This window comes from Streptomyces mirabilis (genome assembly GCF_018310535.1).
In the GTDB taxonomy this organism is placed as follows: Bacteria; Actinomycetota; Actinomycetes; order Streptomycetales; family Streptomycetaceae; genus Streptomyces.
Window position 1 is genome coordinate 3,022,331 of sequence record NZ_CP074102.1, and the last position, 24,351, is coordinate 3,046,681.

The window sequence follows — 24,351 nt, forward strand, 5'->3', positions numbered from 1 at the left end:
GAACTGCGCGAGCAGCCCCCACCGGCCCGCTGATGTGAACCGAGCCACAAGCGGAGCGGCTACGCAGCGCGACGCCCGCCGCCGCCCTGCCCGCCGCGCTCCGTACGCCGCTGCTGCTGCGGGGCACGTCCACGGCCACCGGAGCGACCCGCACCCCCCGTACCGCCGCCCGTGCCGCCACCGGACGTGCCGCCGGCGGCACGCCGCGGCTGACGGCCCTGCGACTCCGAACCCGCACCCGAACCCGCTCCGGCCGGGCGCCTCGCCCCGCCTCCGACCCGCGGCCGTGACCGCTTCTTCGGCTGTTCGGCCGGCTGCGGCACCTCGATGACGACCGGGACGCCGGAGGGCTCGCGGGCGCCGGTGAGGCGGGCGAGTTCCTCGTCACTGGACGCGATCCGTGCCGTGCGCGGGGTGATGCCGGCGTCCGCCATCAGCCGCGTCATCTCCCGCCGCTGCTCGGGCAGTACGAGGGTGACGACGCTGCCGGACTCACCGGCCCGGGCGGTGCGTCCGCCGCGGTGCAGGTAGTCCTTGTGGTCGGTCGGCGGGTCGACGTTGACCACGAGGTCGAGGTCGTCGATGTGGATGCCGCGCGCCGCGACGTTGGTGGCGACGAGCGCGGTGACCTGACCGTTCTTGAACTGGTCCAGGGTGCGGTTGCGCTGCGGCTGGCTGCGCCCGCCGTGCAGCGCGGAGGCCCGGACGCCGCTCGCGAGCAGCCGCTTGGTGAACCGGTCGGCGCCGCGCTTGGTGTCGACGAAGAGGATCACCCGGCCGTCGCGCGCCGCGATCCGCAGGGCGACGGCCTTCTTGTCGGTCTCGTCGGCGACGTGGAGCACGTGGTGCTCCATGGTGGTCACCGCACCCGCCGAGGGGTCGACGGAGTGCACCACGGGGTCCGTGAGGAACATCTTCACGAGCCGGTCGATGTTCTTGTCGAGCGTGGCCGAGAAGAGCAGTCGCTGACCGCCCGGCTCGACCTGCTTGAGCAGTGCGGTGACCTGCGGCATGAAGCCCATGTCGGCCATCTGGTCGGCCTCGTCGAGGACGGTGATCGCGACCTGGTCGAGGACGCAGTCGCCGCGCTCGATGAGGTCCTTGAGCCGCCCGGGGGTGGCCACGAGCACCTCGGCGCCGCGCCGCAGCGTGCCGGCCTGCCGGCCGATCGACATCCCGCCGACGGCCGTGGCCACGCGCAGGTTGACCGCGGTGGCGTACGGCGTGAGCGCGTCGTCGACCTGCTGGGCGAGTTCGCGCGTGGGGACGAGGACGAGCGCGAGCGGCGCCTTCGACTCCGCCCGGCGACCCGCCGTACGGGCCAGCAGGGCGAGTCCGAAGGCGAGCGTCTTGCCGGAGCCGGTGCGGCCACGGCCCAGGACGTCGCGTCCGGCGAGGGAGTTGGGCAGCGTCGCGCCCTGGATCGGGAAGGGCTCGGTGACGCCCTGCGCGGCGAGGGTCTTGGTGAGGGCGGCCGGCATGTCGAGCGCGTCGAAGGAGTCGACGGCGGGCAGCGCCGGGGTGATGGTCTCGGGCAGGGAGAACTCCTGCGGCGCCACGGCCTTGCGGGCCGGGCCCTTGCCGGTGCCACGGCCGCCGCCGCGGCCCGCGCCCTTCGCGAAGCCGCCGGTCTGGGCGCCACCGCGTGCGTTTGCCGGCCGCTTACGGACGGGACGTTCGGATCGAGTCATGCTGGATCTGGATTTCCTTCCTGGGCCCCACGGACTGCACGCACAGCGCTCGCAACTGACAAGCACTCACAGCACGAGCCGGGACCCGCACCCCGAAGGTGCGGGCCCCGGCTCTGGAAAAGCGCGTCCCCGAAATCAGGCGGGGATGATGTTCTCCGCCTGCAGGCCCTTCTGGCCCTGCGCGACGTCGAACGAGACCTTCTGGCCCTCCAGCAGCTCACGGAAGCCGGAGCTGGCGATGTTGGAGTAGTGGGCGAAGACGTCGGGGCCGCCGCCGTCCTGCTCGATGAAGCCGAAGCCCTTTTCCGAGTTGAACCACTTCACGGTGCCAGTTGCCATGTTTTTCTCCTGAATAGGTAGGGCCCCAATCCGGAGATGCACCGGGAAAAGCCGGAGATGCCGGTAAAACAAAACGCGCCTGCGGAGGATTCCGATCAGGCGCACAAAGTAAATGGGTACCAAAAACGTATCAATGAGACAGTAGCACACTTCGGGCCGCCGCTGTGACAGCGGCGGCCCGCGGTACTCCGGTCAGGCCAGCGGTCCGGTCACCGGTTCCACTGCCGCCACCACCTGACCGCCGCGCACGAACGCGTCCGCCGCCTCCAGGTCCGGGGCGAGGAAGCGGTCGGGGCCTGGGCCCTGGACGCCGGCCGCGCGGACGGCACCGATGACGGCCTGCGAGGCGGGAGCCGGGGTCAGGCCCTCGCGCAGTTCGATCGCCCGGGTGGCCGCGTACAGCTCGATCGCGACGATACGGGTGAGGTTGTCCACGGCGGTGCGCAGCTTGCGCGCGGCCGACCAGCCCATGGAGACGTGGTCCTCCTGCATGGCGGAGGAGGGGATGGAGTCCGCGGATGCCGGTACGGCGAGGCGCTTCATCTCGCTCACCAGCGCCGCCTGGGTGTACTGGGCGATCATGAGGCCCGAGTCGACGCCCGCGTCGTCCGCGAGGAACGGCGGCAGACCGTGCGAGCGGTTCTTGTCGAGCAGCCGGTCGGTGCGGCGCTCGGCGATCGAGCCGAGGTCGGCGGCGGCGATGGCGAGGAAGTCGAGGACGTAGGCGACCGGGGCGCCATGGAAGTTGCCGTTCGACTCGACGCGGCCGTCGGGCAGCACGACCGGGTTGTCCACGGCGGAGGCGAGCTCGCGCTCGGCGACGAGCCGGGCGTGCGCGAGGGTGTCGCGTCCGGCGCCCGCGACCTGCGGGGCGCAGCGCACGGAGTAGGCGTCCTGGACGCGCGGGGCGTCGTCCTGGTGGTGGCCGGTGAGCTCCGAGCCCTTCAGCACGGCCAGCATGTTGGCGGCGCTGGCGCTCTGTCCCGGGTGCGGGCGGATGGCGTGCAGCTCGGGTGCGAGCACCTTGTCCGTGCCGAGGAGGGCTTCGAGGGAGAGCGCGGCGGTGACGTCGGCCGACTTGTAGAGCGTCTCCAGGTCGGCGAGGGCCATGACCAGCATGCCGAGCATGCCGTCGGTGCCGTTGAGGAGGGCGAGGCCCTCCTTCTCGCGCAGTTCGACGGGGGTGATGCCGGCCTCGGCGAGCAGCTCGCCCGCGGGCCGTACGACACCGTCGGGGCCCTCGGCGTCGCCCTCGCCCATCAGCGTCAGCGCGCAGTGGGAGAGCGGGGCCAGGTCGCCGGAGCAGCCGAGGGAGCCGTACTCGTGGACGACCGGGGTGATCCGGGCGTTGAGGATGTCGGCCATGGTCTGGGCGACCTCGGGCCGCACACCGGTGTGCCCGGAGCAGACGGTCTTGAGCCGCAGGAACATCAGCGCGCGGACGACCTCGCGCTCCACGCGCGGGCCCATGCCTGCGGCGTGCGAGCGGACGATGTTGCGCTGCAGCTGGGCGCGCAGCTCCGGGCTGATGTGCCGGCTCGCGAGGGCGCCGAACCCGGTGGAGACGCCGTAGACCGGCTCCGGCTTGGCGGCCAGCGCGTCCACGATCTCGCGGGCCGCGGCGAGGGCCGCCACCGCCTCTTCGGAGAGCTCGATCCGGGCGCCGCCGCGCGCCACGGCGAGAACGTCGGACGCGGTCACTCCGGACGTCCCCACCACCACAGTGTGCATATCCATATTCAGGAGCGTACGCAGTGAATTCGATGATGTCACTAGTGGGTGGGCGGTTGACCCCTTACTTCGACGTACGTCACACACGCCCGCGCGGACTCAGGGGCGGGGGTGCTCGTGGCGCCCCCGGAAGCGGCGGCGTTCCCCCTGCGCCGGGGAGGGCGCGTCGGCGAGACGCACGACCGGGTCGTCGGGGCCCTCGCGCCCGGCGACGACGGGCTTCGCGGCCCGTACGGCCTTCGCGCGGTACTGGGCGGCGTCGGCCAGCCGGAAGAGCCGTCGCGCCGAGCGCACCGGACCGATCGGGTCCGCGGTCGAGGCGACCCCGCACGCCACCCCCTCCCCCAGCTCCAACTCGGCGGCGCGACGGCAGAGTTCGTCGGCGATGCGGACGACCTCGTCGGCCGGCGGGCCGACCGCGAGCAGGCAGAACTCGTCACCGCCGAGGCGGGCGGCGAGGGTGCCCGGGAGCATCGCCCCGCACAGCGACAGCACCGATCCGAACCGTTCCAGGAGCCGGTCGCCGACGGCGTGCCCGCGGGTGTCGTTGACGTTCTTGAGTCCGTTGAGGTCACAGACGACGAGACTGACCGCGGCCCCTTCCTGCCGGTGCAGCTCGATGGCCTCGTCCAGGCGTACGTCGACCGCGCGGCGGTTGGCGAGTCCTGTGAGGGCGTCCGTGAACGCGAGCCGCCGGGCCTCCTCCAGTCGCTCGGTCTGGGCGAGCCCGGCGGCGACGACGGAGGCCAGTACAGTCGCGAAGTCCGCGTCGGCCCGGTCGAAGACGGGGGCCGTGGCCGGGCGGGCCACATACAGCTCGCCCCACGCCCGCCCGTGCAGCACGATCGGGGCGACGACGCAACAGCCCCGGCCGCGCCGGCGCAGGGCGGCGGCCCTCCCCCAGCCAACGCTGGGAGGTGCCCCCAGGTGGCAGTGGCCGACGGGACCGGCCGCCGGCCCCTCGGCGGTCTCCACCCAGGCGTTCGGGCCGCCGCCGCCGGCCCAGCGCTCGTGCAGGAACTCGGTGATCTCGGGGAACTGGTGCACGGGGTAGGCCTCGCCGTCCGGGAACTCCTCTTCGTCCGGAGCGCGTTCGCCCACGTTCACCAGGACCCGCAGCCGGCCGAGCTCGCGCTCCCACACGGAGAGCGCGGCGAAGCTCCCGGCGAGCGCGTGGCATGCACCGAGCGCCGCGGCCCGCCAGGACTCGCGCGGGGTGCGTGCCGCCGCCATCCCCTGCGCCAGCTCCACCACGGCCCTCAGCCGTCTGTCCTCACCCATCACTCCAGGCTAGGGATATTTACGGCGATTCGGGATATTGGTGAGGCGAACAGGGGTCCGAGTGGCCGTACCGGCCGGAGGGCGCCGGGAAGCGTGCGGGACTACTCCCCCGGCCACTGCGGCTTGCGCTTCTCGTTGAACGCGGCGACGCCCTCCGCACGGTCCCCCGAGAAGGCGACGGACCGCCAGGCGGCGTCCTCCACCTCCAGGCCCGCGCGCAGGTCGAGCCCGTGCCCGAGCCGCAGCGCGCGCTTGGCGGCACGCAGGCCGACGGGGGAGTTGGCGGCGATACGGTCGGCGAGCGCGAGGGCTTCGGTACGGTCCTGGCCCGCGTCCACGAGTTCGTCGACGAGGCCCAACTCCCGCGCCTCATCCGCCTCCAGCCGCCGCGCCGAGAAGATCAGCTCGGCCGCGCGGGCCGCCCCGACCCGCCGCGGCAGCAACTGCGTACCGCCACCTCCGGGAATCACCCCGACCGACACCTCGGGCAGCCCGAGCACCGCCGTACGGTCGGCCACGATCAGGTCGCAGGACAGGGCCAGCTCGAAGCCGCCGCCGAGCGCGAAGCCGTGCACGGCGGCGATCGTCGGCATCGGCAGCTCCAGGACGCCGGTGTACGCAGCCCGCGCGACGGGGCGCTGGCGGACCAGGTCGGCATCGCTGAAGGAATTGCGCTCCTTCAGGTCGGCGCCGACGCAGAAGGCGCGCTCGGCGGTGGAGGTCAGCACGACCACGCGTACGTCGCGCTCGCCGCCGAGCGCCTCGCAGGCGGCCGTGATGGAGCGGGCCATGTCCGTGGACACGGCGTTCATGGCCTTCGGCCGGTCGAGGGCGAGCTCCGCGACGTACCCGTGCCGCCGTACGACGACGAACTCCCCGAACCGCCGCTCGTCCCCTTGCTCCGCCATGACACCCTCCCGGTGAACGGTTAACGCAGGTTAACTCCCGATGCCTCCGATCATCGCAGCCACCCTCGCCCGGCGAAACCCGTTCCCTCCCCTCCCTTCGACCGCCGCTCCCCGTTCGAGTGACATCCCGCCCAACTCCCGCCCCACGCCCCCAAAAGACGCATAACCTGCGCACCGCCCGGCGCTTCGGGGGGGGGCGCGGCACATCGGGGAGGGATGACCATGACGAACGGCACGACGACAGACGTGACGAGGCAGTCGAGAACACCGACGGACACTCCACGCACCCCGTACTCCCTGCCCACGGCCTGGCGCGCACCGGTACCTCCGGGTACGCGTGAACCCGGGGGCCCGGGTCCCTCCGGGGTTCCGGCGAGTCCCGCCGGGGGTTCGGCGGGCTCCTCCGAAGGTTCCGCGGGCACGCGGGCGCGGCCGTCGGCCGCCCCCTCGCCGCCCGGCGGCTCGGCAACCCGCCGGGCGGGGCGTGTGCCGACCGCCAACCCCTTGATGGCCCGGGTGCCGGGCGACCGGCCCGCGGCAGGGTCCGCGGCACCCGGCCGCGTTCCCGCAGGGCGCACGGCGACAGCCGATCCGTCGATCGGCCGCCCGCCCGCCGACCGGGCGACGGCGGATCCCAGGCCGACCGGTGGCGTGGCCGGGGCCACCTCAGTGGGGGCCGATGGCGCGGCAACCCTCCCCGTGCCCCGCCCTGCGGGGGCCGACCGCACGCCGGCCGGTCGCCCGGCGGCAGACCCCGCACCCGCCGGTGGCGCCTCCGCGAGCCTCGCGGAGGACGAGTCGATCGGTCCGCTCCGGGAGCGGGCCGGGCGGGGGCGGCACCGAAAGCCGCGGCCCCGGCGGGCGCTGTTCGCCGTGGGTGGGCTCGCCCTGGCCGCGGGGGCGTTGAGTCTGGCGCGGATGGCGCCGGAGTCGGTGGTCGGCGGCGGGAGCGGGAACGCGGAGGCCGAGCCGAGGCCCGGGGTCGCCACGGACGAGGCGATCGACGCCGCGCCGACGGTGTGGGCCGCGCCCTCCGCGCTTCCCGCGTCCGCGGGCGCGACCGCCGCGCGGGGCGGGGCGAGCACGACCCCGGCCCCGGGCGTGAGCCCGGCGGCCACGGCACCGTCGACGGCCGCCGCACCCTCATCGACGGCGACGATCCCGTCCGCCCGGGCGAGCGCCCCCGTGGGGAGCCTGCCGGACACCACCGGCATCCCGACCGCGCCCGTCGTCGTACCGTCGCAGTCACACACGCAGCAGCCGCCGGCCCCGAGCCCCACCACCCACGCCCCGACCCCGACGCCCGGCCAGAACCCGCCGGGTCTGTGCGTGCCGATCGTCGGCATCTGTGTGAACGATCTGGCGGGCCCCGCCGGAGGCCATTGAAGAAACAGGACCTACGGCTGGTCGCCGTTCCGGCGGGCCAGCAGCCATGGTTCGACCACGCCGAGGCCGCGGACGGGGCGCTGCCACATCGGCTGGAGCGCGAAGCGGTAGACGGGTGGCTCCTCGCCCTCCTTCTCCGCGGCGACCGCGGCCTCGGCGGCCTCCGCCTCGGAGGCGGGCGCGTCCCTGGTGCGGATCAGTTCCTCCGCGAAGGCGCCGTCCACCAGCACGGCATCCCGTGGCGCTATCGACGTGAGCCGCGAGGCGAGGTTCACCGTCGTACCGAAGACGTCGCCCATGCGGGTCGTCACGGTGCCGAAGGCGATGCCGACGCGCAGCTCCGGCATCGTCTCGTCGTTGGCCATCGTCTCGATGAGGCGCAGGGCGATCTCGGCGGCGATCCCGGCATCGTCCGCGGCGTACAGCACCTCGTCACCGAGGGTCTTGATGAGGCGCCCCCCGTGCGCGGCCACCAGGTCGGCCGCGGTGGTCTCGAAGGCCTCGACGAGCTCGCCGAGTTCCTCCTCCTCCATCCGGCGCGTCAGCCGCGTGAAGCCGACGAGGTCCGCGAAGCCGACGGCGAGACGGCGGTCGACCATCTCCTCGTCGTCACCGGCCTGGACGACCCGGCCGGTCGCGGCGGCGAGCTGGCGGCGCCACACATAGACGATGAACTCCTCCAGCTCGGGCAGGAGCAGCTCGATCAGGGGGTAGGTGACCTCGGTGCGCGTCATGCCCGGCTCGGGGGGCTCGGTCAGGCCCTCCAGGAAGGAGTCGATCTGCCATTCGGCGAGGCGGGCCGTGGTCTGCCCGGTGGAGCGGGCGACCTGGACCGCCATCGCCTCGCTCAGCAGGCCCGCCTCGACGAGACCGGCGAGGCGCCGCAGCGCCAGCACGTCGGCCTCGGTCAGCGCCTTGGCCTGGCCGATGTCGGCGAAGCCCATGGCCCGCCAGAAACGGGAGGCCAGTTCCATGGAGACGCCTGCGCTGCGGGCCGCCTGGAAGGGGGTGTAGCGGCGCTCGGCGCCGAGGATGAGCGTTTCGAGGCGCAGCGCGAGGGGGTCCTCGCCGGAGTCGACGGACTCCTCGTCGATCCGGTTCTGCGCCTCCAAGCGGCTCTGCCCGTCCATCCGCCCGGTCGTCTCGCCGGTCGGCCCGGCGGCCATGTCACCGTTCGTGTCGACGCGTGCGGGCGCCGGGTCGGTGACCGGCCCGGCGGTACGCCCCGGCTCACCGTCGGGGGCGTGTGCACCCGTGCCGGAGCCCGTGTCGTCGACGGTCACGCCTGCTGCCCTTCCGATCTGCCGTGGTCAGGTATCGACCGCGCTCAACTCTACGGCAGGTGTGCGCTGGCTCACTCCTGACTCGTACGCCCGGCCGGAGCTCGGCACCACGATCGGTTCCGGGCTCCACAGCTGAGTACGGTCTGCCGACCTCCTCGGCTCAGGCCGGTCGCAGATGGACGATGTCCCCCGCTCCCACCGGCTGCTGTACGCCCTCCTCCGTGGCCAGGACCAGACGCCCGTCCCCGTCGACCGCCACCGCTTCCCCGGTGATCGACGTGCCGCCGGGCAGTTCGGCCCGCACCACCCTTCCGAGGGTCGCGCATCCCGCGGCATACGTCTCCTGGAGACCGGAGGCGGCGGGGTCGCCGCCCGCGGCCCGCCACTTCTCGTACCACTGCTCCAGGGAGCGCAGGACGGCCCGGAGCACCGTGTCACGGTCCGTGGTCGTGGCGCCCGCGAGGGCGAGGGAGCCCGCGCCGGGCACGGGGAGTTCGTCCTCACGCAGGGTGACGTTGATGCCGATGCCGACGACGACCGCGTCGTTCCCGGCGCGCTCGGCGAGGATGCCGCCCGTCTTGCGCTCCTCGCCGTCCACGGTGACCAGCAGGTCGTTGGGCCACTTGAGTGCCGTGTCGACGCCCGCCACCCGGGACAGGGCCGTGGCCACCGCGACCCCGGTGAGCAGCGGGAGCCAGCCCCAGCGCTCGACGGGAACCCCGGTGGGCCTCAGCAGCACGGAGAAGAACAGGCCCGAGCGGGCCGGTGCGGTCCACTGGCGGTCCAGGCGGCCCCGCCCGGCGTTCTGCTCCTCGGCGACGAGGACGACGCCCTCGTCGGCCTTCTCGTCCGTGGCGAGGGCCACGAGGTCGGAGTTGGTGGACCCGGTGCGCGGCGTGACCCGGACATCACCCCAGAGCCCGCCCTCGCGCACCAGAGCCCGGCGCAGGGCTGTCCCGTTCAGCGGTGGACGGTCCAGGTCGGACCACCGGTTGTCGTTCGCGTCTGAAGCATCTCGCGGCGTCATGCAACCCACCCTAGGTGTGGTAAACGCCGCACTGCCGAACGGTATCGGCACCACTACCCTACGAGTCAGTAGCAACCCCCTGAGCACATCACCCTCATTTTCCCACTGAGCAGGCAGGGAGCCGCACCCCGATGTCCGAGCCGGAAGAGCTGCACCACCCCGACATCCACACGACCGCGGGCAAACTCGCGGACCTGCGGCGCCGCGTCCAGGAAGCGACGCACGCCGGCTCGGCACGCGCTGTCGAAAAGCAGCACGCCAAGGGCAAGCTGACAGCCCGTGAGCGGATCGAGCTGCTGATCGACGAGGGCTCGTTCGTCGAGCTGGACGAGTTCGCGCAGCACCGCTCGACCGACTTCGGCATGGAGAACAACCGGCCCTACGGCGACGGTGTCGTCACCGGCTACGGCATGGTCGACGGCCGCCCGGTCGCCGTCTTCTCCCAGGACTTCACCGTCTTCGGCGGCGCCCTGGGCGAGGTCTTCGGCCAGAAGATCATGAAGGTGATGGACTTCGCGCTGAAGACCGGCTGTCCGGTCATCGGCATCAACGACTCCGGCGGCGCCCGCATCCAGGAAGGCGTCAGCGCGCTCGGCATGTACGGCGAGATCTTCCGCCGCAACACCCACGCCTCCGGCGTCATCCCGCAGATCTCGCTCGTCGTCGGCCCCTGCGCGGGCGGCGCGGTGTACTCCCCCGCGATCACCGACTTCACGGTCATGGTCGACCAGACCTCGCACATGTTCATCACGGGGCCGGACGTCATCAAGACGGTGACGGGCGAGGACGTCGGCTTCGAGGAGCTCGGCGGCGCGCGCACCCACAACGCGGTGTCGGGTGTGGCCCACCACATGGCGGGCGACGAGAAGGACGCCATCGAGTACGTCAAGCAGCTGCTGTCGTACCTGCCGTCCAACAACCTCAGCGAGCCCCCGGTCTTCCCCGAGGAGGCGGACCTCGCCCTCACGGACGAGGACCGCGAGCTGGACGTGATCGTGCCGGACAGCGCGAACCAGCCGTACGACATGCACGCGGTGATCGAACACGTCCTGGACGACGCCGAGTTCTTCGAGACCCAGGCGCTGTTCGCGCCGAACATCCTCACCGGCTTCGGACGGGTCGAGGGCCACCCGGTGGGCATCGTCGCCAACCAGCCGATGCAGTTCGCCGGCTGCCTGGACATCGACGCGTCCGAGAAGGCGGCCCGCTTCGTGCGCACCTGCGACGCCTTCAACGTCCCCGTCATCACGTTCGTGGACGTCCCCGGCTTCCTCCCGGGCGTCGACCAGGAGCACACCGGCATCATCCGCCGCGGCGCCAAGCTGATCTACGCCTACGCCGAGGCGACCGTCCCGCTCATCACGGTCATCACCCGCAAGGCCTTCGGCGGCGCCTACGACGTCATGGGCTCCAAGCACCTGGGCGCGGACCTCAACCTCGCCTGGCCGACCGCCCAGATCGCGGTGATGGGCGCGCAGGGCGCGGTGAACATCCTGCACCGCCGCACCATCGCCGACGCCGAGAGCACCGGAAACGGTGACGCCACCCGGGCCCGCCTGATCCAGGAGTACGAGGACACCCTCCTCAACCCCTACACGGCGGCCGAGCGCGGCTACATCGACGCGGTGATCATGCCCTCCGACACCCGCTCCCACGTCGTACGGGGCCTGCGTCAGCTGCGCACGAAGCGGGAATCACTCCCTCCGAAGAAGCACGGCAACATCCCGCTCTAGAACCCCGGACCCTTGGGAGCAGACATGACGATCAAGGTCGTACGGGGCAATCCGACCCCGGAGGAGCTGGCCGCCGCCCTGGCGGTGGTCCGAGCGCGCGCCGCGGTGGCGACCACCACGCCACCCGGCGCGCCCGGCACCCGGGACTCCTGGTCGGACCCGTCCCGCATAGCCGGCCAGCACCTGCCCCAGCCGGGCCCCACGGCCTGGACGCGCACGTACTGGCCTGCCTAGAAGCACCCCGCCGCCGCCTCGGCCATCACCCCGTACCCGGCGTCATTGGGATGCAGGTGATCGCCGAAGTCGTACACACCCCGTAGCCGATCCGGATCGCCCGGATCGGCCAACACCTCGTTGAGATCCACCACCGCGTCCCACTCCCCCGCCCCGAGAATCCACCCGTTCACCTCACGGCTCACCTTCGCCGCCCGCTCACCCCAGTGATCGGACCCCCCGAAGGGCAGCAGCGTCGCCCCGATCGCCCGCAGCCCCCGCCCACGCGCCTGTCGTATCAACTCCCGGTACCCGTCGATGAGTTCATCGGACGCCAGCACCGGTGCGGGCTTGTACGTCGGCTGTTCGTCCGTCTCGCTGAACCCGATGTCGTTGAGCCCCAGCAGCACGACGACCGCCTCGACCCCGGCCTGTTCGAGAACGTCCCGCCCGAACCGCCGGACGCCCTTCTCCCCGTACCAGGCGGAGTCGTTCAGCAACAGGTTCCCGCCGATGCCCGCGCCCAGAACGGGCCGCCCCGTGCGCTCGGCGAGCGCGTCCGACCAGCGGCGGTTCGCGCCCGGCGTCGAGCCGAACCCGTCCACGATGGAGTCCCCGAAGAGCACGACACCGTCCCGACGGCCCGCGTCGACCTCGACGGCCGACAGGAAGTACCAGGACTCGCTCGTCTCGCCGAATCCGTCGCCGTCGAGGTCGTCGAGGCGGTCCCCTTCGCCCCGGTGGCTCGTCGCGAAGGCCTGGGCATGGAAGGTCGCGGGCCCGGTGACGGCGTCGAGGTACAGGGTGACGGTCACGGACTCCAGGGCCTCCACCACGAGTTCGGCGGGGTCACTGGCGACCTGTCCGCGCGCCGGGATCTCGACGCCCCCGGCCCCCTCGAAGGTGAGCCGCCGCAGCGAGCCGGGCTCGAGACCGGCCCCCGCGCCCGCACGGGCCACGGTGGCCCCGGCGATCCGCAGCGGCGAGGTGCCGTACGCGTTCGACAGCCGTATACGAACCCGGCCGCCACCCGCCCCGATGCGGACGACCTGGCGCAGGGACTGACGCCAGAAACCCTCCTGGGACCAGTTGGGGGTGAAGCCCACGGCGGGGAGCTGGGGCGATGCGGTCCAGGCGGTGGTGAACACGGCAGCTGCCTCCCTAAAAGGGACCAGAGTTCCTTTAGTAAATGCCATGACCGTAGCAGGCGGACACGCGTTAAAGGAACCCTGGACCCGTTTAATCGGGTCGAGAGCAAGTTGAGTATGCGTACTCAGGCGGTCGGCGCCCTCGCCGCCGCACGATCGGAGGCATGCTGTGGTCCGACCCGGAGAACGAGCCGCCCAAGGAACTTCGCGACATGCAGGAGATGTTGCGGCGGCTCGGCCTTCTCATGGCGTTGGCCATGCTGCTCGCGATGATCGTCCTCGGCGTGATGTGATCAGTGTGACGTGATGGGCGTGACGTGGTGGGCGTGATGTGAGACGGGGCGACAGGGGGCGACACGCCCACGCCGATACCCTGACCGCATGACTGATCAGCCGCGCCGCCGCCTCGTGCTCGCCTCGCAGTCCCCCGCCCGGCTCGGCCTGCTGCGCCAGGCCGGACTCGACCCCGAGGTCATCGTGAGCGGCGTCGACGAGGACGCTGTCTCCGCCCCGACCCCCGCCGAACTCGCACTCGCCCTGGCCGAGGCCAAGGCCTCCGTCGTGGCCGCCCGGACCGAGGTCCAGGGCGCCCTGGTGATCGGCTGCGACTCGGTCCTCGACCTGGACGGCGAGGCGCTGGGCAAGCCCGCGGACGCCGAGGAGGCCACCGCACGCTGGAAGGCGATGCGCGGCCGGGCCGGCACCCTCCAGACGGGGCACTGCGTCTACGACACGACGGCCAAGCGCTACGCGTCGGCGATCGCGTCCACGGTGGTCCGCTTCGGCGAGCCGACCGATGCCGAGATCGCCGCCTACGTCGCCTCGGGCGAGCCGCTCCACGTCGCCGGGGCCTTCACGCTCGACGGCCGCTCGGCCCCCTTCATCGAGGGCATCGACGGAGACCACGGCAACGTCATCGGCATCTCCCTGCCGCTGGTGCGCCGCCTGCTGGCCGAACTGGGCGTGGGCATCACGGAGTTGTGGGCCCCGCGGGAGAAGTGATCAGGACGCGCTCGGCGTCGGGGGCGCCGTGACCGGGGATCCCCCGGTACCGCCGTTCGTTCCGCCGTTCGTGCCTCCGTTGCCGTCCTCGCCGCCCGCGCCGTCGCCCGGCGCGGCGTCGGCGGGACCCGCCCCGCGGTCGAAGGCCAACAGAGTGAACACGATCAGCCCGAGCGCCACCATCATGAACACGAACGCGCCCCAGCCCACCAGACCCACCGTGAACGCGCCGAGCAGACCGTGCACCACTGCGGCACTGATCAGCAGGATGCGGCCGAAGAGACCAGGGGCGCGGCCGCGCACCGCGACGAGCAGCGCGGCGACGCCGCACAGCGCGAAGTAGAAGCCGAAGACCAGCCCCCCGACCTTGGACGAGACGGACATCATGTTCGAGTCGAGACCCGCCAGGGACATGTCCTGGCGGTCGACGACCACGCCGAGGAACCAGTTCAGCAGCGCGATGCCGATCGCCTCCACGAAGAGCACGATCGCCGCCACCCACGCCACCGGTCTACGCACCACCGGTCCCCACCCACTTCCGAGTGCTGTTACCCCAAGTATGTTCGAGACCTCCCGAACGCTACTAACGGGTAAACGCCGGGACAAGGGTTCGGCCGCGGGCAAAGAATCGTTGGGCCATTCGTAGGGACTCCACAAAGAAACGCTGTGCGTCGCAGCACGGCCGCACAGAGACCTTGGCCACAGAGGAGGGCTAGGGTTCAGCCAAGGATTCCTGCGTACCGCGGTGTGACAAGGGATCTCGCGGGTCGAGCGAGCCTCGAATCACGCTCCGTGTGGGCAAGCTCACCATTGGGGACGGGTCGAAAGGTCGTGTCGGCAGTCCCTAAACTCGGCTTGTTTCAAGGAGGGAGCCATCGTGCGCAAGGTGCTCATCGCCAACCGTGGCGAAATCGCTGTCCGCGTGGCCCGGGCGTGCCGGGATGCCGGGATCGCGAGCGTTGCCGTGTATGCGGAACCAGACAGGGACGCGTCGCATGTCCGGGCGGCGGACGAGGCGTTCGCTTTGGGCGGTGACACCCCCGCCACCAGCTACCTGGACATCGCCAAGGTCCTCCAGGCCGCCAAGGACTCCGGCGCGGACGCCATCCACCCGGGCTACGGCTTCCTGTCGGAGAACGCCGAGTTCGCCCAGGCGGTCCTGGACGCCGGCCTGACCTGGATCGGCCCGCCCCCGCAGGCCATCCGCGACCTCGGCGACAAGGTCTCCGCCCGCCACATCGCCCAGCGTGCCGGCGCCCCCCTCGTCGCGGGCACCCCCGACCCGGTGAGCGGCGCCGACGAAGTCGTCGCCTTCGCCGAAGAGCACGGACTGCCGATCGCGATCAAGGCCGCCTTCGGCGGCGGCGGACGCGGCCTGAAGGTCGCCCGCACCCTCGAAGAAGTCCCCGAGCTCTACGACTCCGCCGTCCGCGAGGCAGTGGCCGCCTTCGGCCGCGGCGAGTGCTTCGTCGAGCGCTACCTCGACAAGCCCCGCCACGTCGAGACCCAGTGCCTGGCCGACACCCACGGCAACGTCGTCGTCGTCTCCACCCGCGACTGCTCGCTGCAGCGCCGCCACCAGAAGCTGGTGGAAGAGGCCCCGGCGCCGTTCCTGTCGGACGCCCAGGTGGCGGAGCTGTACTCCTCCTCCAAGGCGATCCTCAAGGAAGCCGGCTACGTCGGCGCCGGCACCGTCGAATTCCTCGTCGGCATGGACGGCACGATCTCCTTCCTCGAGGTCAACACCCGCCTCCAGGTCGAACACCCCGTCACCGAGGAAGTCGCCGGCATCGACCTCGTCCGCGAGATGTTCCGCATCGCCGACGGCGAGGAACTCGGCTACGGCGACCCCGCCCTGCGCGGCCACTCCTTCGAGTTCCGCATCAACGGCGAAGACCCGGGACGCAACTTCCTGCCCGCCCCCGGCACGGTGACGCTGTTCGCCCCGCCGTCGGGTCCTGGCGTCCGCCTGGACGCGGGCGTCGAGTCCGGCAGTGTGATCGGCCCGGCCTGGGACTCCCTGCTCGCCAAGCTGATCGTCACCGGCGCCACCCGCGAGCAGGCGCTCCAGCGCGCCGCCCGCGCCCTCGAGGAGTTCCAGGTCGAGGGCATGGCGACCGCCATCCCGTTCCACCGCGCGGTGGTCCAGGACCCGGCCTTCGCCCCCGAACTGACGGGCTCCGCCGACCCGTTCACGGTCCACACCCGCTGGATCGAGACCGAGTTCGCCAACGAGATCCCCGCCTTCACGGCTCCCGCGGACACCGAGACCGACGAGGAGCCGGGTCGCGAGACGGTCGTCGTCGAGGTCGGCGGCAAGCGCCTGGAGGTCTCGCTGCCGTCCTCGCTGGGCATGTCGCTGGCCCGCACCGGCCTCGCCGCCGGCGCCAAGCCCAAGCGCCGCGCCGCCAAGAAGTCCGGCCCGGTCGCCTCCGGTGACACGCTCGCCTCGCCCATGCAGGGCACGATCGTCAAGGTCGCGGTCGAGGAAGGCCAGGAGGTCAAGGAGGGCGACCTCGTCGTCGTCCTGGAGGCCATGAAGATGGAACAGCCCCTCAACGCCCACCGCTCCGGCACCATCAAGGGCCTGAGCGCGGAGGTCGGCGCGTCCATCACCTCCGGCGCCGCGATCTGCGAGATCAAGGACTGACGACACCGTCGTACGACATCCGAAGCGCCCGTCGGACCGAGCAATCGGTCCGACGGGCGCTTCGGCGTTTCCGGTGGCGGGCAGGGGATCCTCTTCCCCGGCGGCGACCCGCAGACCGTCCCTCCCGGTGGCGGGCCGGGGAATTCGTCGTCTCAGCCGGGTGAGCGGCCGGGATGGGCCGGCTCGGGCCGGGCCCGCATCTCGCTGATCACGGACCAGGCCACCGACACCATCGGGACGGCCACGACCGCGCCGATCACACCGGCCAGGATGCCGCCCGAGATGACGGACAGGGCCACGACCACCGGGTGCAGCCGGACCGCCCAGCTCAGCACGAGCGGGTGCAGGACATGGCCCTCGATCTGGCCGACGACCACGATCAGGGCGAGCACCACGAGCGCGATGACCGGCCCCCGTGAGGCCAGCGCGACGACCGTGGCCACGCCCAGCGCGATGGGCGAGCCCACCAGCGGGATGAACGCGGCGAAGAACTCCAGCAGGGTCAGCGGCAGGGCCAGCGGCACGCGCAGCGCGAACAGGGCGATCCCGACCAGTACGGCGTTGGTGGCGGCCACGATGATGATGCCGCGGGTGTACCCGGCGAACGTCCGCCACGCGACCCGTCCCGCGCGGCCCCAGGGATCCCGGGCGCTCTCGGGCAGCAGGCCCTGGAACCAGTGCCAGAACCTGTCCCCGGAGTGGATGAAGAACAGCGAGCAGAACAGCGCGAGCACCGCTCCGGTCAGCACCTCCACCGCCCGCCCGGCACCGCTGAGCGCACTGCTGATCAGTGTGGAGCGGTGCTCCTTGACGTACGTCGTCACCTTGCCCTGAAGGTTCGACAGCACGGTGTGGCGGACACGGAAGGGAGGGCCCTCCAGCCACCGCTGGATCCGCCCGATACCCCCGGCGAACTCCTGCCCCAACTGGTCCGACTCGCCCGCGACCAGGCTGCCGACCAGCGCCAGCAGCCCGAGTATCAGCGCCAGGCTGCCCATCACGCTCACCACGACGGCCAGGGGCCGGGGCATGCGCCGCGCCAGCAGATCGGCCAGGGGACGCAGCACCGAGGTGACCACCAGTGCGAGGAACAGCGCCACGGCGACGAGCTGCAACCGGCCCACAATCTTGAAAGCCGCGTACACGGCCACCCCGAGCACCAGCAGCCGCCATGCGTACGCCGCGGCCACCCGCAGCCCCTGGTTCACCGGCACCGCGTCGCGCTCCGCGGCACGCCGGATCGCCGTCCCCGCCGTACGGGCCCGTGCCACCGCCCCCGCTCCGCGGGCGGGCCGGCTCCCCAGGACGACGTACCGCATCCGTCGCTGGTGCGAACGGCGCGATCCGTCGTTCACCTGTACGTCACCGCCTCCCGTCGCCGTGTCAGGGACAGGTTGCGGGTGGACAAGGAGCCGTCGCAAGCCGGGGCACATGCGGACAAACCGCACTCGTGTGCCGTGAGCTGCACCGCTTCCCCGTATCGCGGCCGGGGGACGGCCGAGTGGAGGGTGCCCGGCGTACGCCATACGGCCCATGGGGGTGCAGGCCGGTCGAGTCGGTCAGCGGCGGCGCAAATCCGCCACTCGCGCCCGCTCTCCCGGGGACTGCTCGCCCAGGACGGTGGCGCTGCGCAACTGCGGTCCCGCGCCCGGCACCTGGCCGCGGCGCGGACCGGGGAGGGGCATGTCGCGGCGCGGCTGGCGCCCCGTCGGGACCGTATCCCCTCCCGCACCGCCGCCCGCCTGCCCGGCCACCGCGATCTGTACGCCCTGGTCAGCCAGGGCCTGCAGTTCGGTGACCGCGCGGTCGTCGTGCGCGGGCGGCTCGTCCGTGACCAGGCGGGTGATCAGATCGGTCGGCACCGTCTGGAACATGGTGTCGGTGCCGAGCTTGGTGTGGTCGGCGAGGACGACGACCTCCCCGGCGGCCTGCACCAGCGCGCGGTCGACGGACGCCGACAGCATGTTGGAGGTGGACAGGCCACGCTCGGCGGTGAGCCCACTACCGGAGAGGAAGGCCCGCGAGACCCGCAGCCCCTGGAGGGACTGCTCGGCACCGCTGCCGACCAGGGCGTAGTTGGAACCGCGCAGGGTGCCGCCGGTCATCACGACCTCGACGCGGTTGGCATGGGCCAACGCCTGCGCCACCAGCAGGGAGTTGGTGACGACGGTCAGCCCGGGGACCCGCGCGAGCCGGCGTGCCAGCTCCTGCGTCGTGGTGCCCGCGCCCACCACGATGGCCTCGCCCTCTTCGACGAGACCCGCGGCGAGATCGGCGATGGCCGTCTTCTCGGCGGTCGCGAGATGCGATTTCTGCGGAAAGCCGGACTCCCGCGTGAACCCGCCCGGCAATACCGCACCGCCATGCCGGCGGTCGAGGAGTCCTTCTGCCTCCAGTGCGCGCACGTCCCGCCGTACGGTCACTTCGGAGGTCTGGACGACGCGGGCGAGCTCACGGAGCGACACGGCCCCGTTCGCTCGCACCATTTCGAGGATCAATTGGCGACGTTCTGCAGCGAACACGAAACTGACAGTAACCCCAACGACCGTCTGCTTTCAGCAGTTTGCGCCGAATAACAGAAGTTGTTCGCATGGCAGTACGCGAAGTGGTATACGCGCCTACTCGCGCCGCCTATGCCGTACGAATGGTCGACAACTCCCCGTGACCAGCGGGAAGTCGAGGTGAGACGTCAGCCTTCGTCGCCCGCCTTGCGGGTGTGCAACTGCCGTGCGACCTCGGCGATCGAGCCCGAAAGGGAGGGGTACACGGTGAACGCGTTCGCGATCTGTTCGACCGTCAGATTGTTGTCGACCGCGATCGAGATGGGATGGATCAGTTCCGAGGCACGTGGCGCGACGACCACGCCACCGACGATGATCCCGGTGCCGGGGCGGCAGAAGATCTTGACGAAGCCGTCCCTGATGCCCTGCATCTTGGCGCGCGGGTTGCGCAGCAGCGGCAGCTTGACGACCCGGGCGTCGATCTTGCCCGCGTCCACGTCGGCCTGCGTGTAGCCGACGGTGGCGATCTCGGGGTCGGTGAAGACGTTGGACGAGACCGTCTTCAGGTTCAGCGGAGCGACCGCGTCGCCCAGGAAGTGGTACATGGCGATACGTCCCTGCATCGCCGCGACGGAGGCGAGGGCGAAGACGCCGGTCACGTCACCGGCGGCGTACACGCCCGGGGCGGTGGTCCTGGAGACCTTGTCGGTCCAGATGTGCCCGGAGTCCCTGACCCGGACCCCGGCCTCCTCCAGACCCATGCCGCTGCTGTTCGGGATGGCTCCGACGGCCATCAGACAGTGCGAGCCGCTGATGACCCGGCCGTCGGAGAGCGTGACCTCGACCCGGTCGCCGACCCGCTTGGCGGACTCGGCGCGGGAGCGGGCCATGACGTTCATGCCACGGCGCCGGAACACGTCCTCCAGCACGGCGGCGGCGTCCGGGTCCTCGCCCGGCAGCACGCGGTCGCGACTGGAGACGAGCGTGACGCGCGACCCGAGCGCCTGGTAGGCACCGGCGAACTCGGCACCGGTGACGCCGGAACCGACGACGATGAGCTCCTCCGGGAGCTCGTCGAGGTCGTAGACCTGGGTCCAGTTGAGGATCCGCTCACCGTCCGGCTGCGCGTCGGGCAGCTCACGCGGATGCCCGCCGGTGGCGATCAGCACCGCGTCGGCGACGAGTGTCTCCTCGGTCCCGTCCACGGCCCGTACGACGACCTTGCGCGAGCCGTCCAGGGCCTGCATGCCCTCCAGTCGTCCACGCCCGCGCAGCACCCGCGCGCCGGCCCGCGTCACGGAGGCCGTGATGTCGTGCGACTGCGCGAGCGCGAGCCGCTTCACACGCCGGTTGACCTTCCCGAGGTCGACACCGACGACCCGGGCCGCCTGCTCCATGGGTGGGGTGTCGTCGGCGACGATGATCCCCAGCTCCTCGTACGACGAGTCGAAGGTGGTCATCACCTCGGCCGTCGCGATAAGGGTCTTCGACGGCACGCAGTCGGTGAGCACCGACGCCCCGCCCAGACCGTCGCAGTCGACGACGGTCACCTCCGCGCCGAGCTGGGCGGCAACCAGCGCCGCCTCATATCCGCCGGGTCCGCCACCGATGATCACGATCCGAGTCACGTACTCCATTGTCCCGCACGCTTCAAGATGCTTCCGCCCGGGGGCCGCGCCCGCCCCCATCCGAGCCCCTTCCGTTATGCGCTCACCGGTTATGCGCCCATGCGTTCTGTTACGCAAGAGGCTCCTGTGTTCCCTGCCGTACCCTCGACCTCATGTCGCTCTACGCCGCGTACGCCGGCAATCTCGACCCGCGGCTCATGACGCGCCGCGCCCCGCACTCGCCGCTGCGCGCCACGGGCTGGCTGAACGGCTGGCGGCTGACGTTCGGGGGCGAGCACATGGGCTGGGAAGGCGCGCTGGTGACCCTCGTCGAGGCCCCCCGCTCGCAGGTCTTCGTGGCGCTGTACGACATCGCCCCCCTGGACGAGGACTCCATGGACCGCTGGGAGGGCGTGGGCCTCGACATATATCGCCGGATGCGCGTACGGGTGCACACGCTGGAGGGCGAGGAACCCGCGTGGGTGTACGTACTGAACGGGTACGAGGGCGGACTCCCCTCCGCGCGCTACCTCGGTGAGATCGCCGACGCGGCGGAGTCGGCGGGCGCGCCCCACGACTATGTGATGGAGCTGCGCAAGCGTCCCTGCTGAGGGCCCTTCCCGCGCCCCGAGCGCCCCTGCCGACGACACCCCTCGCGGGAAACGCCGGCCCACCCCGTTCCCACCCCTTCGTCGGAAACAACAAGACAACGATCGCAAGACCGTGACCTCTGTCATCTACGCGCGTAGGCCTGGACCGGCTACCCTCATGCGCGTGAACGCATCTCTTCTTCCGGACGACATCCAGGGCGACCCCCACGCCGCCGCCGACGCCGCCGCCACCCGCCTGCGGGAGCTCACGGGCGCCGAGACCCACGACGTCGCGCTCGTGATGGGCTCCGGCTGGGCTCCGGCCGTGGACGCCCTCGGCACCCCCGAGGCCGAGTTCCAGGTCACCGAGCTGCCCGGGTTCCCCCCGCCGGCGGTCGAGGGGCACGGCGGCAAGATCCGCTCGTACAAGATCGGTGACAAGCGGGCCCTGGTCTTCCTCGGCCGCACCCACTACTACGAGGGCCGCGGAGTCGCCGCCGTCGCGCACGGCGTGCGTACCGCCGTCGCCGCGGGCTGCAAGACCATCGTGCTCACCAACGGCTGCGGTGGTCTGCGTGCGGACATGCGCCCCGGCCAGCCGGTGCTGATCAGCGACCACATCAACCTGACGGCGACGTCCCCGATCGTCGGGGCGAACTTCGTCGACCTCACCGACCTGTACTCGCCGCGGCTGCGCGCCCTCTGCAAGGAGGTCGACCCCACCCTGGAGGAGGGCGTCTACGCGCAGTTCACCGGGCCGCACTACGAGACGCCGGCCGAGATCCGGATGGCCCGTGTCCTCGGCGCGGACCTCGTCGGCATGTCGACGGTTCTCGAAGCGATCGCCGCGCGTGAGGCCGGTGCGGAGGTTCTCGGCATCTCCCTCGTCACCAACCTCGCCGCGGGTATGACGGGCGAGCCCCTCAACCACGAGGAGGTCCTCCAGGCGGGCCGCGACTCCGCAACCCGCATGGGCGCCCTCCTCACCCAGGTCCTGGACCGCCTGTAGGGGTTCATCGCCCCCGCCGCCCCTACCCGTCCCATCCCTGGGGGCTGCACCCCCCAGACCCCTCTGTCGGCCTGAACGGCCTCGTCCTCGAACGCCGGACGGGCTGAAGACGCGGGCCGGGGCTTTCAGGGGCGCGGGGAACTGCGCGACCGGCCCCCACCGGTCGGCAGCCAAAAGGTAAAGGACGGACGGCGGATGCGGGGCGAAGCCCCCGCCCCAGGGGCGCGGGGAACTGCGCGACCAGCCCCCACCAACCGGCAGCCAAAAGGCAAAAGGCGGACGGCGGATGCGGGGCGAAGCCCCGCCCCAGGGGCGCGGGGAACGGCGCGGGCAACCCCCACCGGCCCGCAGCCGAGGCACTTCGCACCGGCGGGGATCCGGGGCGAAGCCCCGACCCCAGGGGCGCGGGGAACGGCGCGGGCAACCCCCACCCACCCGCAGCCGACCATCGCACCCGGACGGGTAGGCACGGCGGGGGCGAGAGAAGGCACCCCTGGCCGGGTACACACCAAGGGCAGCACAAACAGAGAGGTTCACCCGACGTGCAGGACGAACTCATCGCACGGGCCGAGACATGGCTCGCCGAGGACCCCGACCCGGAAACCCGCGAGGAACTCGCCGAGCTCATCGCCGCCAAGGACGTCCCCGAGCTCACCGCACGCTTCAGCGGCACCCTCCAGTTCGGCACCGCCGGCCTCCGGGGCGAACTCGGCGCGGGCCCGATGCGCATGAACCGCGCGGTGGTCATCCGCGCCGCCGCCGGCCTGGCCGCGTACCTCAAGAAGCAGGGCGAGACGGACGGCCTCGTCGTCATCGGCTACGACGCCCGCCACAAGTCCGCCGACTTCGCCCGCGACACCGCCGCGGTGATGACGGGCGCGGGCCTGCGGGCCGCCGTCCTCCCCCGCCCCCTGCCCACCCCCGTCCTGGCGTACGCCATACGGCACCTCGGCGCCGTGGCCGGCGTGGAGGTCACCGCCAGCCACAACCCGCCCCGCGACAACGGCTACAAGGTCTACCTGGGCGACGGTTCGCAGATCGTCCCCCCGGCGGACGCCGGGATCGCCGCCGAGATCGCCGCTGTCAGCAGCCTCGCCGACGTCCCCCGCCCGGACTCCGGCTGGGAGACCCTCGACGAGGGCGTCCTGAACGCCTACCTGGCCCGTACGGACGCCGTCCTCGCCCAGGGCTCCCCCCGCACCGCCCGCACCGTCTACACCGCGATGCACGGCGTCGGCAAGGACGTCCTGCTCGCCGCCTTCGCCCGGGCCGGCTTCGCGGAGCCCGCGCTCGTCGCCGAGCAGGCGGAGCCGGACCCCGACTTTCCCACCGTCGCCTTCCCCAACCCGGAAGAGCCCGGCGCGATGGACCTGGCCTTCGCGAAGGCCCGCGAGACCGGCCCCGACCTGATCATCGCCAACGACCCGGACGCGGACCGTTGCGCGGTGGCCGTCAGGGACGGTGCCGACTGGCGGATGCTGCGCGGCGACGAGGTCGGCGCGCTGCTCGCCCAGCACCTGGTGAACCGCGGCGCGCGCGGCACCTTCGCGGAGTCGATCGTCTCCTCCTCCCTCCTCGGCCGGATCGCCGAGAAGGCGGGCCTCCCCTACGAGGAGACCCTCACCGGCTTCAAGTGGATCGCCCGGGTGGACGGCCTGCGCTACGGCTACGAGGAGGCGCTCGGTTACTGCGTCGACCCGGACGGCGTACGCGACAAGGACGGCATCACGGCGGCCCTGCTCATCACGGAACTCGCCTCCGAGCTGAAGGAGGAGAGCCGCACCCTCCTCGATCTCCTCGACGACATCGCCGTGGAGCACGGTCTGCACGCCACCGACCAGCTCTCGGTCCGCGTGGAGGACCTGTCGGTCATCGCGAACGCGATGGGCCGACTGCGCGAGCAGCCCCCGACGGAGCTGGCGGGCCTGCCCATCACCAGGTCCGAGGACCTGACGAAGGGCACGGACACGCTTCCGCCGACCGACGGGCTGCGCTACACGCTGGACGGCGCCCGCGTCATCGTCCGCCCCAGCGGCACCGAGCCCAAGCTGAAGTGCTACCTGGAGGTCGTGGTCCCGGTCGGCTCGCACGCCGAGCTGCCCACGGCCCACGCGAAGGCCGCCGAGCTGCTCGCGGGGATCAAGCGGGACCTGTCGGCGGCGGCCGGCATCTGATCCCGCGCCTCGGATCCCGCGCCTCGGATCCCGCGCCTCCGCGAGGGCCCAGGTCCAGGACTCAGCCACTTACGGGTG

General features: G+C 72.0%; 21 protein-coding genes. 9 read left to right on the forward strand and 12 right to left on the reverse strand.

Annotated elements, in window-relative coordinates; all coding sequences use genetic code 11:
• Nucleotides 1-59 precede the first annotated feature (59 nt).
• The 5 genes from SMIR_RS13165 to SMIR_RS13185 all read right to left on the reverse strand — a co-directional run bounded on the left by SMIR_RS13165 (nucleotide 60) and on the right by SMIR_RS13185 (nucleotide 5,950).
• Nucleotides 60-1,691 carry a DEAD/DEAH box helicase gene (locus tag SMIR_RS13165; RefSeq protein WP_212727037.1) on the reverse strand — a complete coding sequence of 544 codons (1,632 nt, stop codon included), beginning with the start codon at nucleotides 1,689-1,691 and terminating at the stop codon, nucleotides 60-62.
• Between the two features lie 135 nt (nucleotides 1,692-1,826).
• A complete protein-coding gene (locus SMIR_RS13170) occupies nucleotides 1,827-2,030 on the reverse strand; it encodes a cold-shock protein (protein ID WP_028803001.1) in 204 nt (67 codons plus the stop codon).
• A gap of 192 nt (nucleotides 2,031-2,222) precedes the next feature.
• A complete protein-coding gene (hutH, locus tag SMIR_RS13175; RefSeq protein WP_101400321.1) occupies nucleotides 2,223-3,761 on the reverse strand; it encodes a histidine ammonia-lyase in 1,539 nt (512 codons plus the stop codon).
• A gap of 99 nt (nucleotides 3,762-3,860) precedes the next feature.
• Nucleotides 3,861-5,042 (reverse strand): GGDEF domain-containing protein, encoded by a 1,182-nt coding sequence (locus tag SMIR_RS13180; protein WP_212727038.1) that lies wholly within the window; start codon nucleotides 5,040-5,042, stop codon nucleotides 3,861-3,863.
• Between the two features lie 101 nt (nucleotides 5,043-5,143).
• Complete coding sequence (locus tag SMIR_RS13185) at nucleotides 5,144-5,950, reverse strand: enoyl-CoA hydratase/isomerase family protein (RefSeq protein ID WP_168494978.1); 807 nt, start codon at nucleotides 5,948-5,950, stop codon at nucleotides 5,144-5,146.
• A 699-nt stretch (nucleotides 5,951-6,649) separates the two neighbouring features.
• Here SMIR_RS13185 and SMIR_RS13190 point away from each other — a divergent pair.
• On the forward strand, nucleotides 6,650-7,336 hold the full coding sequence (locus SMIR_RS13190; protein ID WP_249938420.1) for a hypothetical protein: 687 nt from the start codon (nucleotides 6,650-6,652) through the stop codon (nucleotides 7,334-7,336).
• 11 nt (nucleotides 7,337-7,347) lie between these two features.
• On the opposite strand, the gene SMIR_RS13195 is transcribed toward SMIR_RS13190, so the two are convergent.
• Both SMIR_RS13195 and SMIR_RS13200 read right to left on the reverse strand, forming a co-directional pair.
• The gene (locus SMIR_RS13195; RefSeq protein ID WP_168494976.1) at nucleotides 7,348-8,619 is read right to left on the reverse strand and encodes an adenylate/guanylate cyclase domain-containing protein; all 1,272 of its coding nucleotides are present in this window, start codon (nucleotides 8,617-8,619) and stop codon (nucleotides 7,348-7,350) included.
• 160 nt (nucleotides 8,620-8,779) lie between these two features.
• Nucleotides 8,780-9,646, reverse strand: a complete 867-nt coding sequence (locus tag SMIR_RS13200; RefSeq protein ID WP_168494974.1) for a biotin--[acetyl-CoA-carboxylase] ligase — start codon at nucleotides 9,644-9,646, stop codon at nucleotides 8,780-8,782.
• Nucleotides 9,647-9,777: 131 nt separating this feature from the next.
• On the opposite strand from SMIR_RS13200, the gene SMIR_RS13205 reads away from it, so the two are divergent.
• Nucleotides 9,778-11,379 carry an acyl-CoA carboxylase subunit beta gene (locus tag SMIR_RS13205; protein WP_168494972.1) on the forward strand — a complete coding sequence of 534 codons (1,602 nt, stop codon included), beginning with the start codon at nucleotides 9,778-9,780 and terminating at the stop codon, nucleotides 11,377-11,379.
• A 24-nt stretch (nucleotides 11,380-11,403) separates the two neighbouring features.
• Entirely contained in the window at nucleotides 11,404-11,613 is a 210-nt protein-coding gene (locus SMIR_RS13210) for an acyl-CoA carboxylase epsilon subunit (protein ID WP_168494970.1), read from the forward strand.
• Here the strand turns inward: SMIR_RS13210 and SMIR_RS13215 are convergent.
• On the reverse strand, nucleotides 11,610-12,740 hold the full coding sequence (locus SMIR_RS13215; protein ID WP_249938421.1) for an SGNH/GDSL hydrolase family protein: 1,131 nt from the start codon (nucleotides 12,738-12,740) through the stop codon (nucleotides 11,610-11,612). The two genes, SMIR_RS13210 and SMIR_RS13215, sit on opposite strands and share 4 nt — an antisense overlap.
• Before the next feature lie 164 nt (nucleotides 12,741-12,904).
• Here SMIR_RS13215 and mmpB point away from each other — a divergent pair, with 164 nt between their 5' ends.
• Nucleotides 12,905-13,033, forward strand: coding sequence for a morphogenic membrane protein MmpB (gene mmpB, locus SMIR_RS44300; protein ID WP_096239832.1), 129 nt, complete (start codon nucleotides 12,905-12,907; stop codon nucleotides 13,031-13,033).
• Nucleotides 13,034-13,121: 88 nt separating this feature from the next.
• A complete protein-coding gene (locus SMIR_RS13220) occupies nucleotides 13,122-13,742 on the forward strand; it encodes a Maf family protein (protein WP_168494966.1) in 621 nt (206 codons plus the stop codon).
• Here SMIR_RS13220 and SMIR_RS13225 read toward each other — a convergent pair whose 3' ends face one another.
• Entirely contained in the window at nucleotides 13,743-14,264 is a 522-nt protein-coding gene (locus SMIR_RS13225) for a hypothetical protein (RefSeq protein ID WP_168494964.1), read from the reverse strand.
• 355 nt (nucleotides 14,265-14,619) lie between these two features.
• Between SMIR_RS13225 and SMIR_RS13230 the strand changes: the two genes are divergently transcribed.
• Nucleotides 14,620-16,392, forward strand: a complete 1,773-nt coding sequence (locus tag SMIR_RS13230) for an acetyl/propionyl/methylcrotonyl-CoA carboxylase subunit alpha (RefSeq protein ID WP_168494962.1) — start codon at nucleotides 14,620-14,622, stop codon at nucleotides 16,390-16,392.
• A 152-nt stretch (nucleotides 16,393-16,544) separates the two neighbouring features.
• Here the strand turns inward: SMIR_RS13230 and SMIR_RS13235 are convergent, their stop codons facing one another.
• The 3 genes from SMIR_RS13235 to SMIR_RS13245 form a co-directional block, all read right to left on the reverse strand.
• A complete protein-coding gene (locus SMIR_RS13235; RefSeq protein WP_168494960.1) occupies nucleotides 16,545-17,711 on the reverse strand; it encodes an AI-2E family transporter in 1,167 nt (388 codons plus the stop codon).
• Nucleotides 17,712-17,951: 240 nt separating this feature from the next.
• Nucleotides 17,952-18,914 (reverse strand): DeoR/GlpR family DNA-binding transcription regulator, encoded by a 963-nt coding sequence (locus SMIR_RS13240; RefSeq protein WP_101400310.1) that lies wholly within the window; start codon nucleotides 18,912-18,914, stop codon nucleotides 17,952-17,954.
• A gap of 167 nt (nucleotides 18,915-19,081) precedes the next feature.
• The gene (locus SMIR_RS13245) at nucleotides 19,082-20,530 is read right to left on the reverse strand and encodes an NAD(P)H-quinone dehydrogenase (RefSeq protein ID WP_168494958.1); all 1,449 of its coding nucleotides are present in this window, start codon (nucleotides 20,528-20,530) and stop codon (nucleotides 19,082-19,084) included.
• A gap of 143 nt (nucleotides 20,531-20,673) precedes the next feature.
• Here SMIR_RS13245 and SMIR_RS13250 point away from each other — a divergent pair, with 143 nt between their 5' ends.
• The 3 genes from SMIR_RS13250 to SMIR_RS13260 all read left to right on the forward strand — a co-directional run bounded on the left by SMIR_RS13250 (nucleotide 20,674) and on the right by SMIR_RS13260 (nucleotide 24,273).
• Entirely contained in the window at nucleotides 20,674-21,111 is a 438-nt protein-coding gene (locus SMIR_RS13250) for a gamma-glutamylcyclotransferase family protein (RefSeq protein WP_054233631.1), read from the forward strand.
• Between the two features lie 163 nt (nucleotides 21,112-21,274).
• Entirely contained in the window at nucleotides 21,275-22,099 is an 825-nt protein-coding gene (locus tag SMIR_RS13255) for a purine-nucleoside phosphorylase (protein ID WP_168494956.1), read from the forward strand.
• Nucleotides 22,100-22,641: 542 nt separating this feature from the next.
• Nucleotides 22,642-24,273 (forward strand): phospho-sugar mutase, encoded by a 1,632-nt coding sequence (locus SMIR_RS13260; protein ID WP_168494955.1) that lies wholly within the window; start codon nucleotides 22,642-22,644, stop codon nucleotides 24,271-24,273.
• Nucleotides 24,274-24,351 lie beyond the last annotated feature (78 nt).

Excerpts from the sequence above, each read along its gene's own strand:
- SMIR_RS13165 (WP_212727037.1), bottom strand. The coding sequence starts at position 1,691 with ATGACTCGATCCGAACGTCCCGTCCGTAAGCGGCCGGCAAACGCACGC.
- SMIR_RS13170 (WP_028803001.1), bottom strand. The coding sequence starts at position 2,030 with ATGGCAACTGGCACCGTGAAGTGGTTCAACTCGGAAAAGGGCTTCGGC.
- hutH (WP_101400321.1), bottom strand. The coding sequence starts at position 3,761 with ATGCACACTGTGGTGGTGGGGACGTCCGGAGTGACCGCGTCCGACGTT.
- SMIR_RS13180 (WP_212727038.1), bottom strand. The coding sequence starts at position 5,042 with ATGGGTGAGGACAGACGGCTGAGGGCCGTGGTGGAGCTGGCGCAGGGG.
- SMIR_RS13185 (WP_168494978.1), bottom strand. The coding sequence starts at position 5,950 with ATGGCGGAGCAAGGGGACGAGCGGCGGTTCGGGGAGTTCGTCGTCGTA.
- SMIR_RS13200 (WP_168494974.1), bottom strand. The coding sequence starts at position 9,646 with ATGACGCCGCGAGATGCTTCAGACGCGAACGACAACCGGTGGTCCGAC.
- SMIR_RS13205 (WP_168494972.1), top strand. The coding sequence starts at position 9,778 with ATGTCCGAGCCGGAAGAGCTGCACCACCCCGACATCCACACGACCGCG.
- SMIR_RS13210 (WP_168494970.1), top strand. The coding sequence starts at position 11,404 with ATGACGATCAAGGTCGTACGGGGCAATCCGACCCCGGAGGAGCTGGCC.
- mmpB (WP_096239832.1), top strand. The coding sequence starts at position 12,905 with ATGCTGTGGTCCGACCCGGAGAACGAGCCGCCCAAGGAACTTCGCGAC.
- SMIR_RS13220 (WP_168494966.1), top strand. The coding sequence starts at position 13,122 with ATGACTGATCAGCCGCGCCGCCGCCTCGTGCTCGCCTCGCAGTCCCCC.
- SMIR_RS13235 (WP_168494960.1), bottom strand. The coding sequence starts at position 17,711 with ATGCGGTACGTCGTCCTGGGGAGCCGGCCCGCCCGCGGAGCGGGGGCG.
- SMIR_RS13245 (WP_168494958.1), bottom strand. The coding sequence starts at position 20,530 with ATGGAGTACGTGACTCGGATCGTGATCATCGGTGGCGGACCCGGCGGA.
- SMIR_RS13250 (WP_054233631.1), top strand. The coding sequence starts at position 20,674 with ATGTCGCTCTACGCCGCGTACGCCGGCAATCTCGACCCGCGGCTCATG.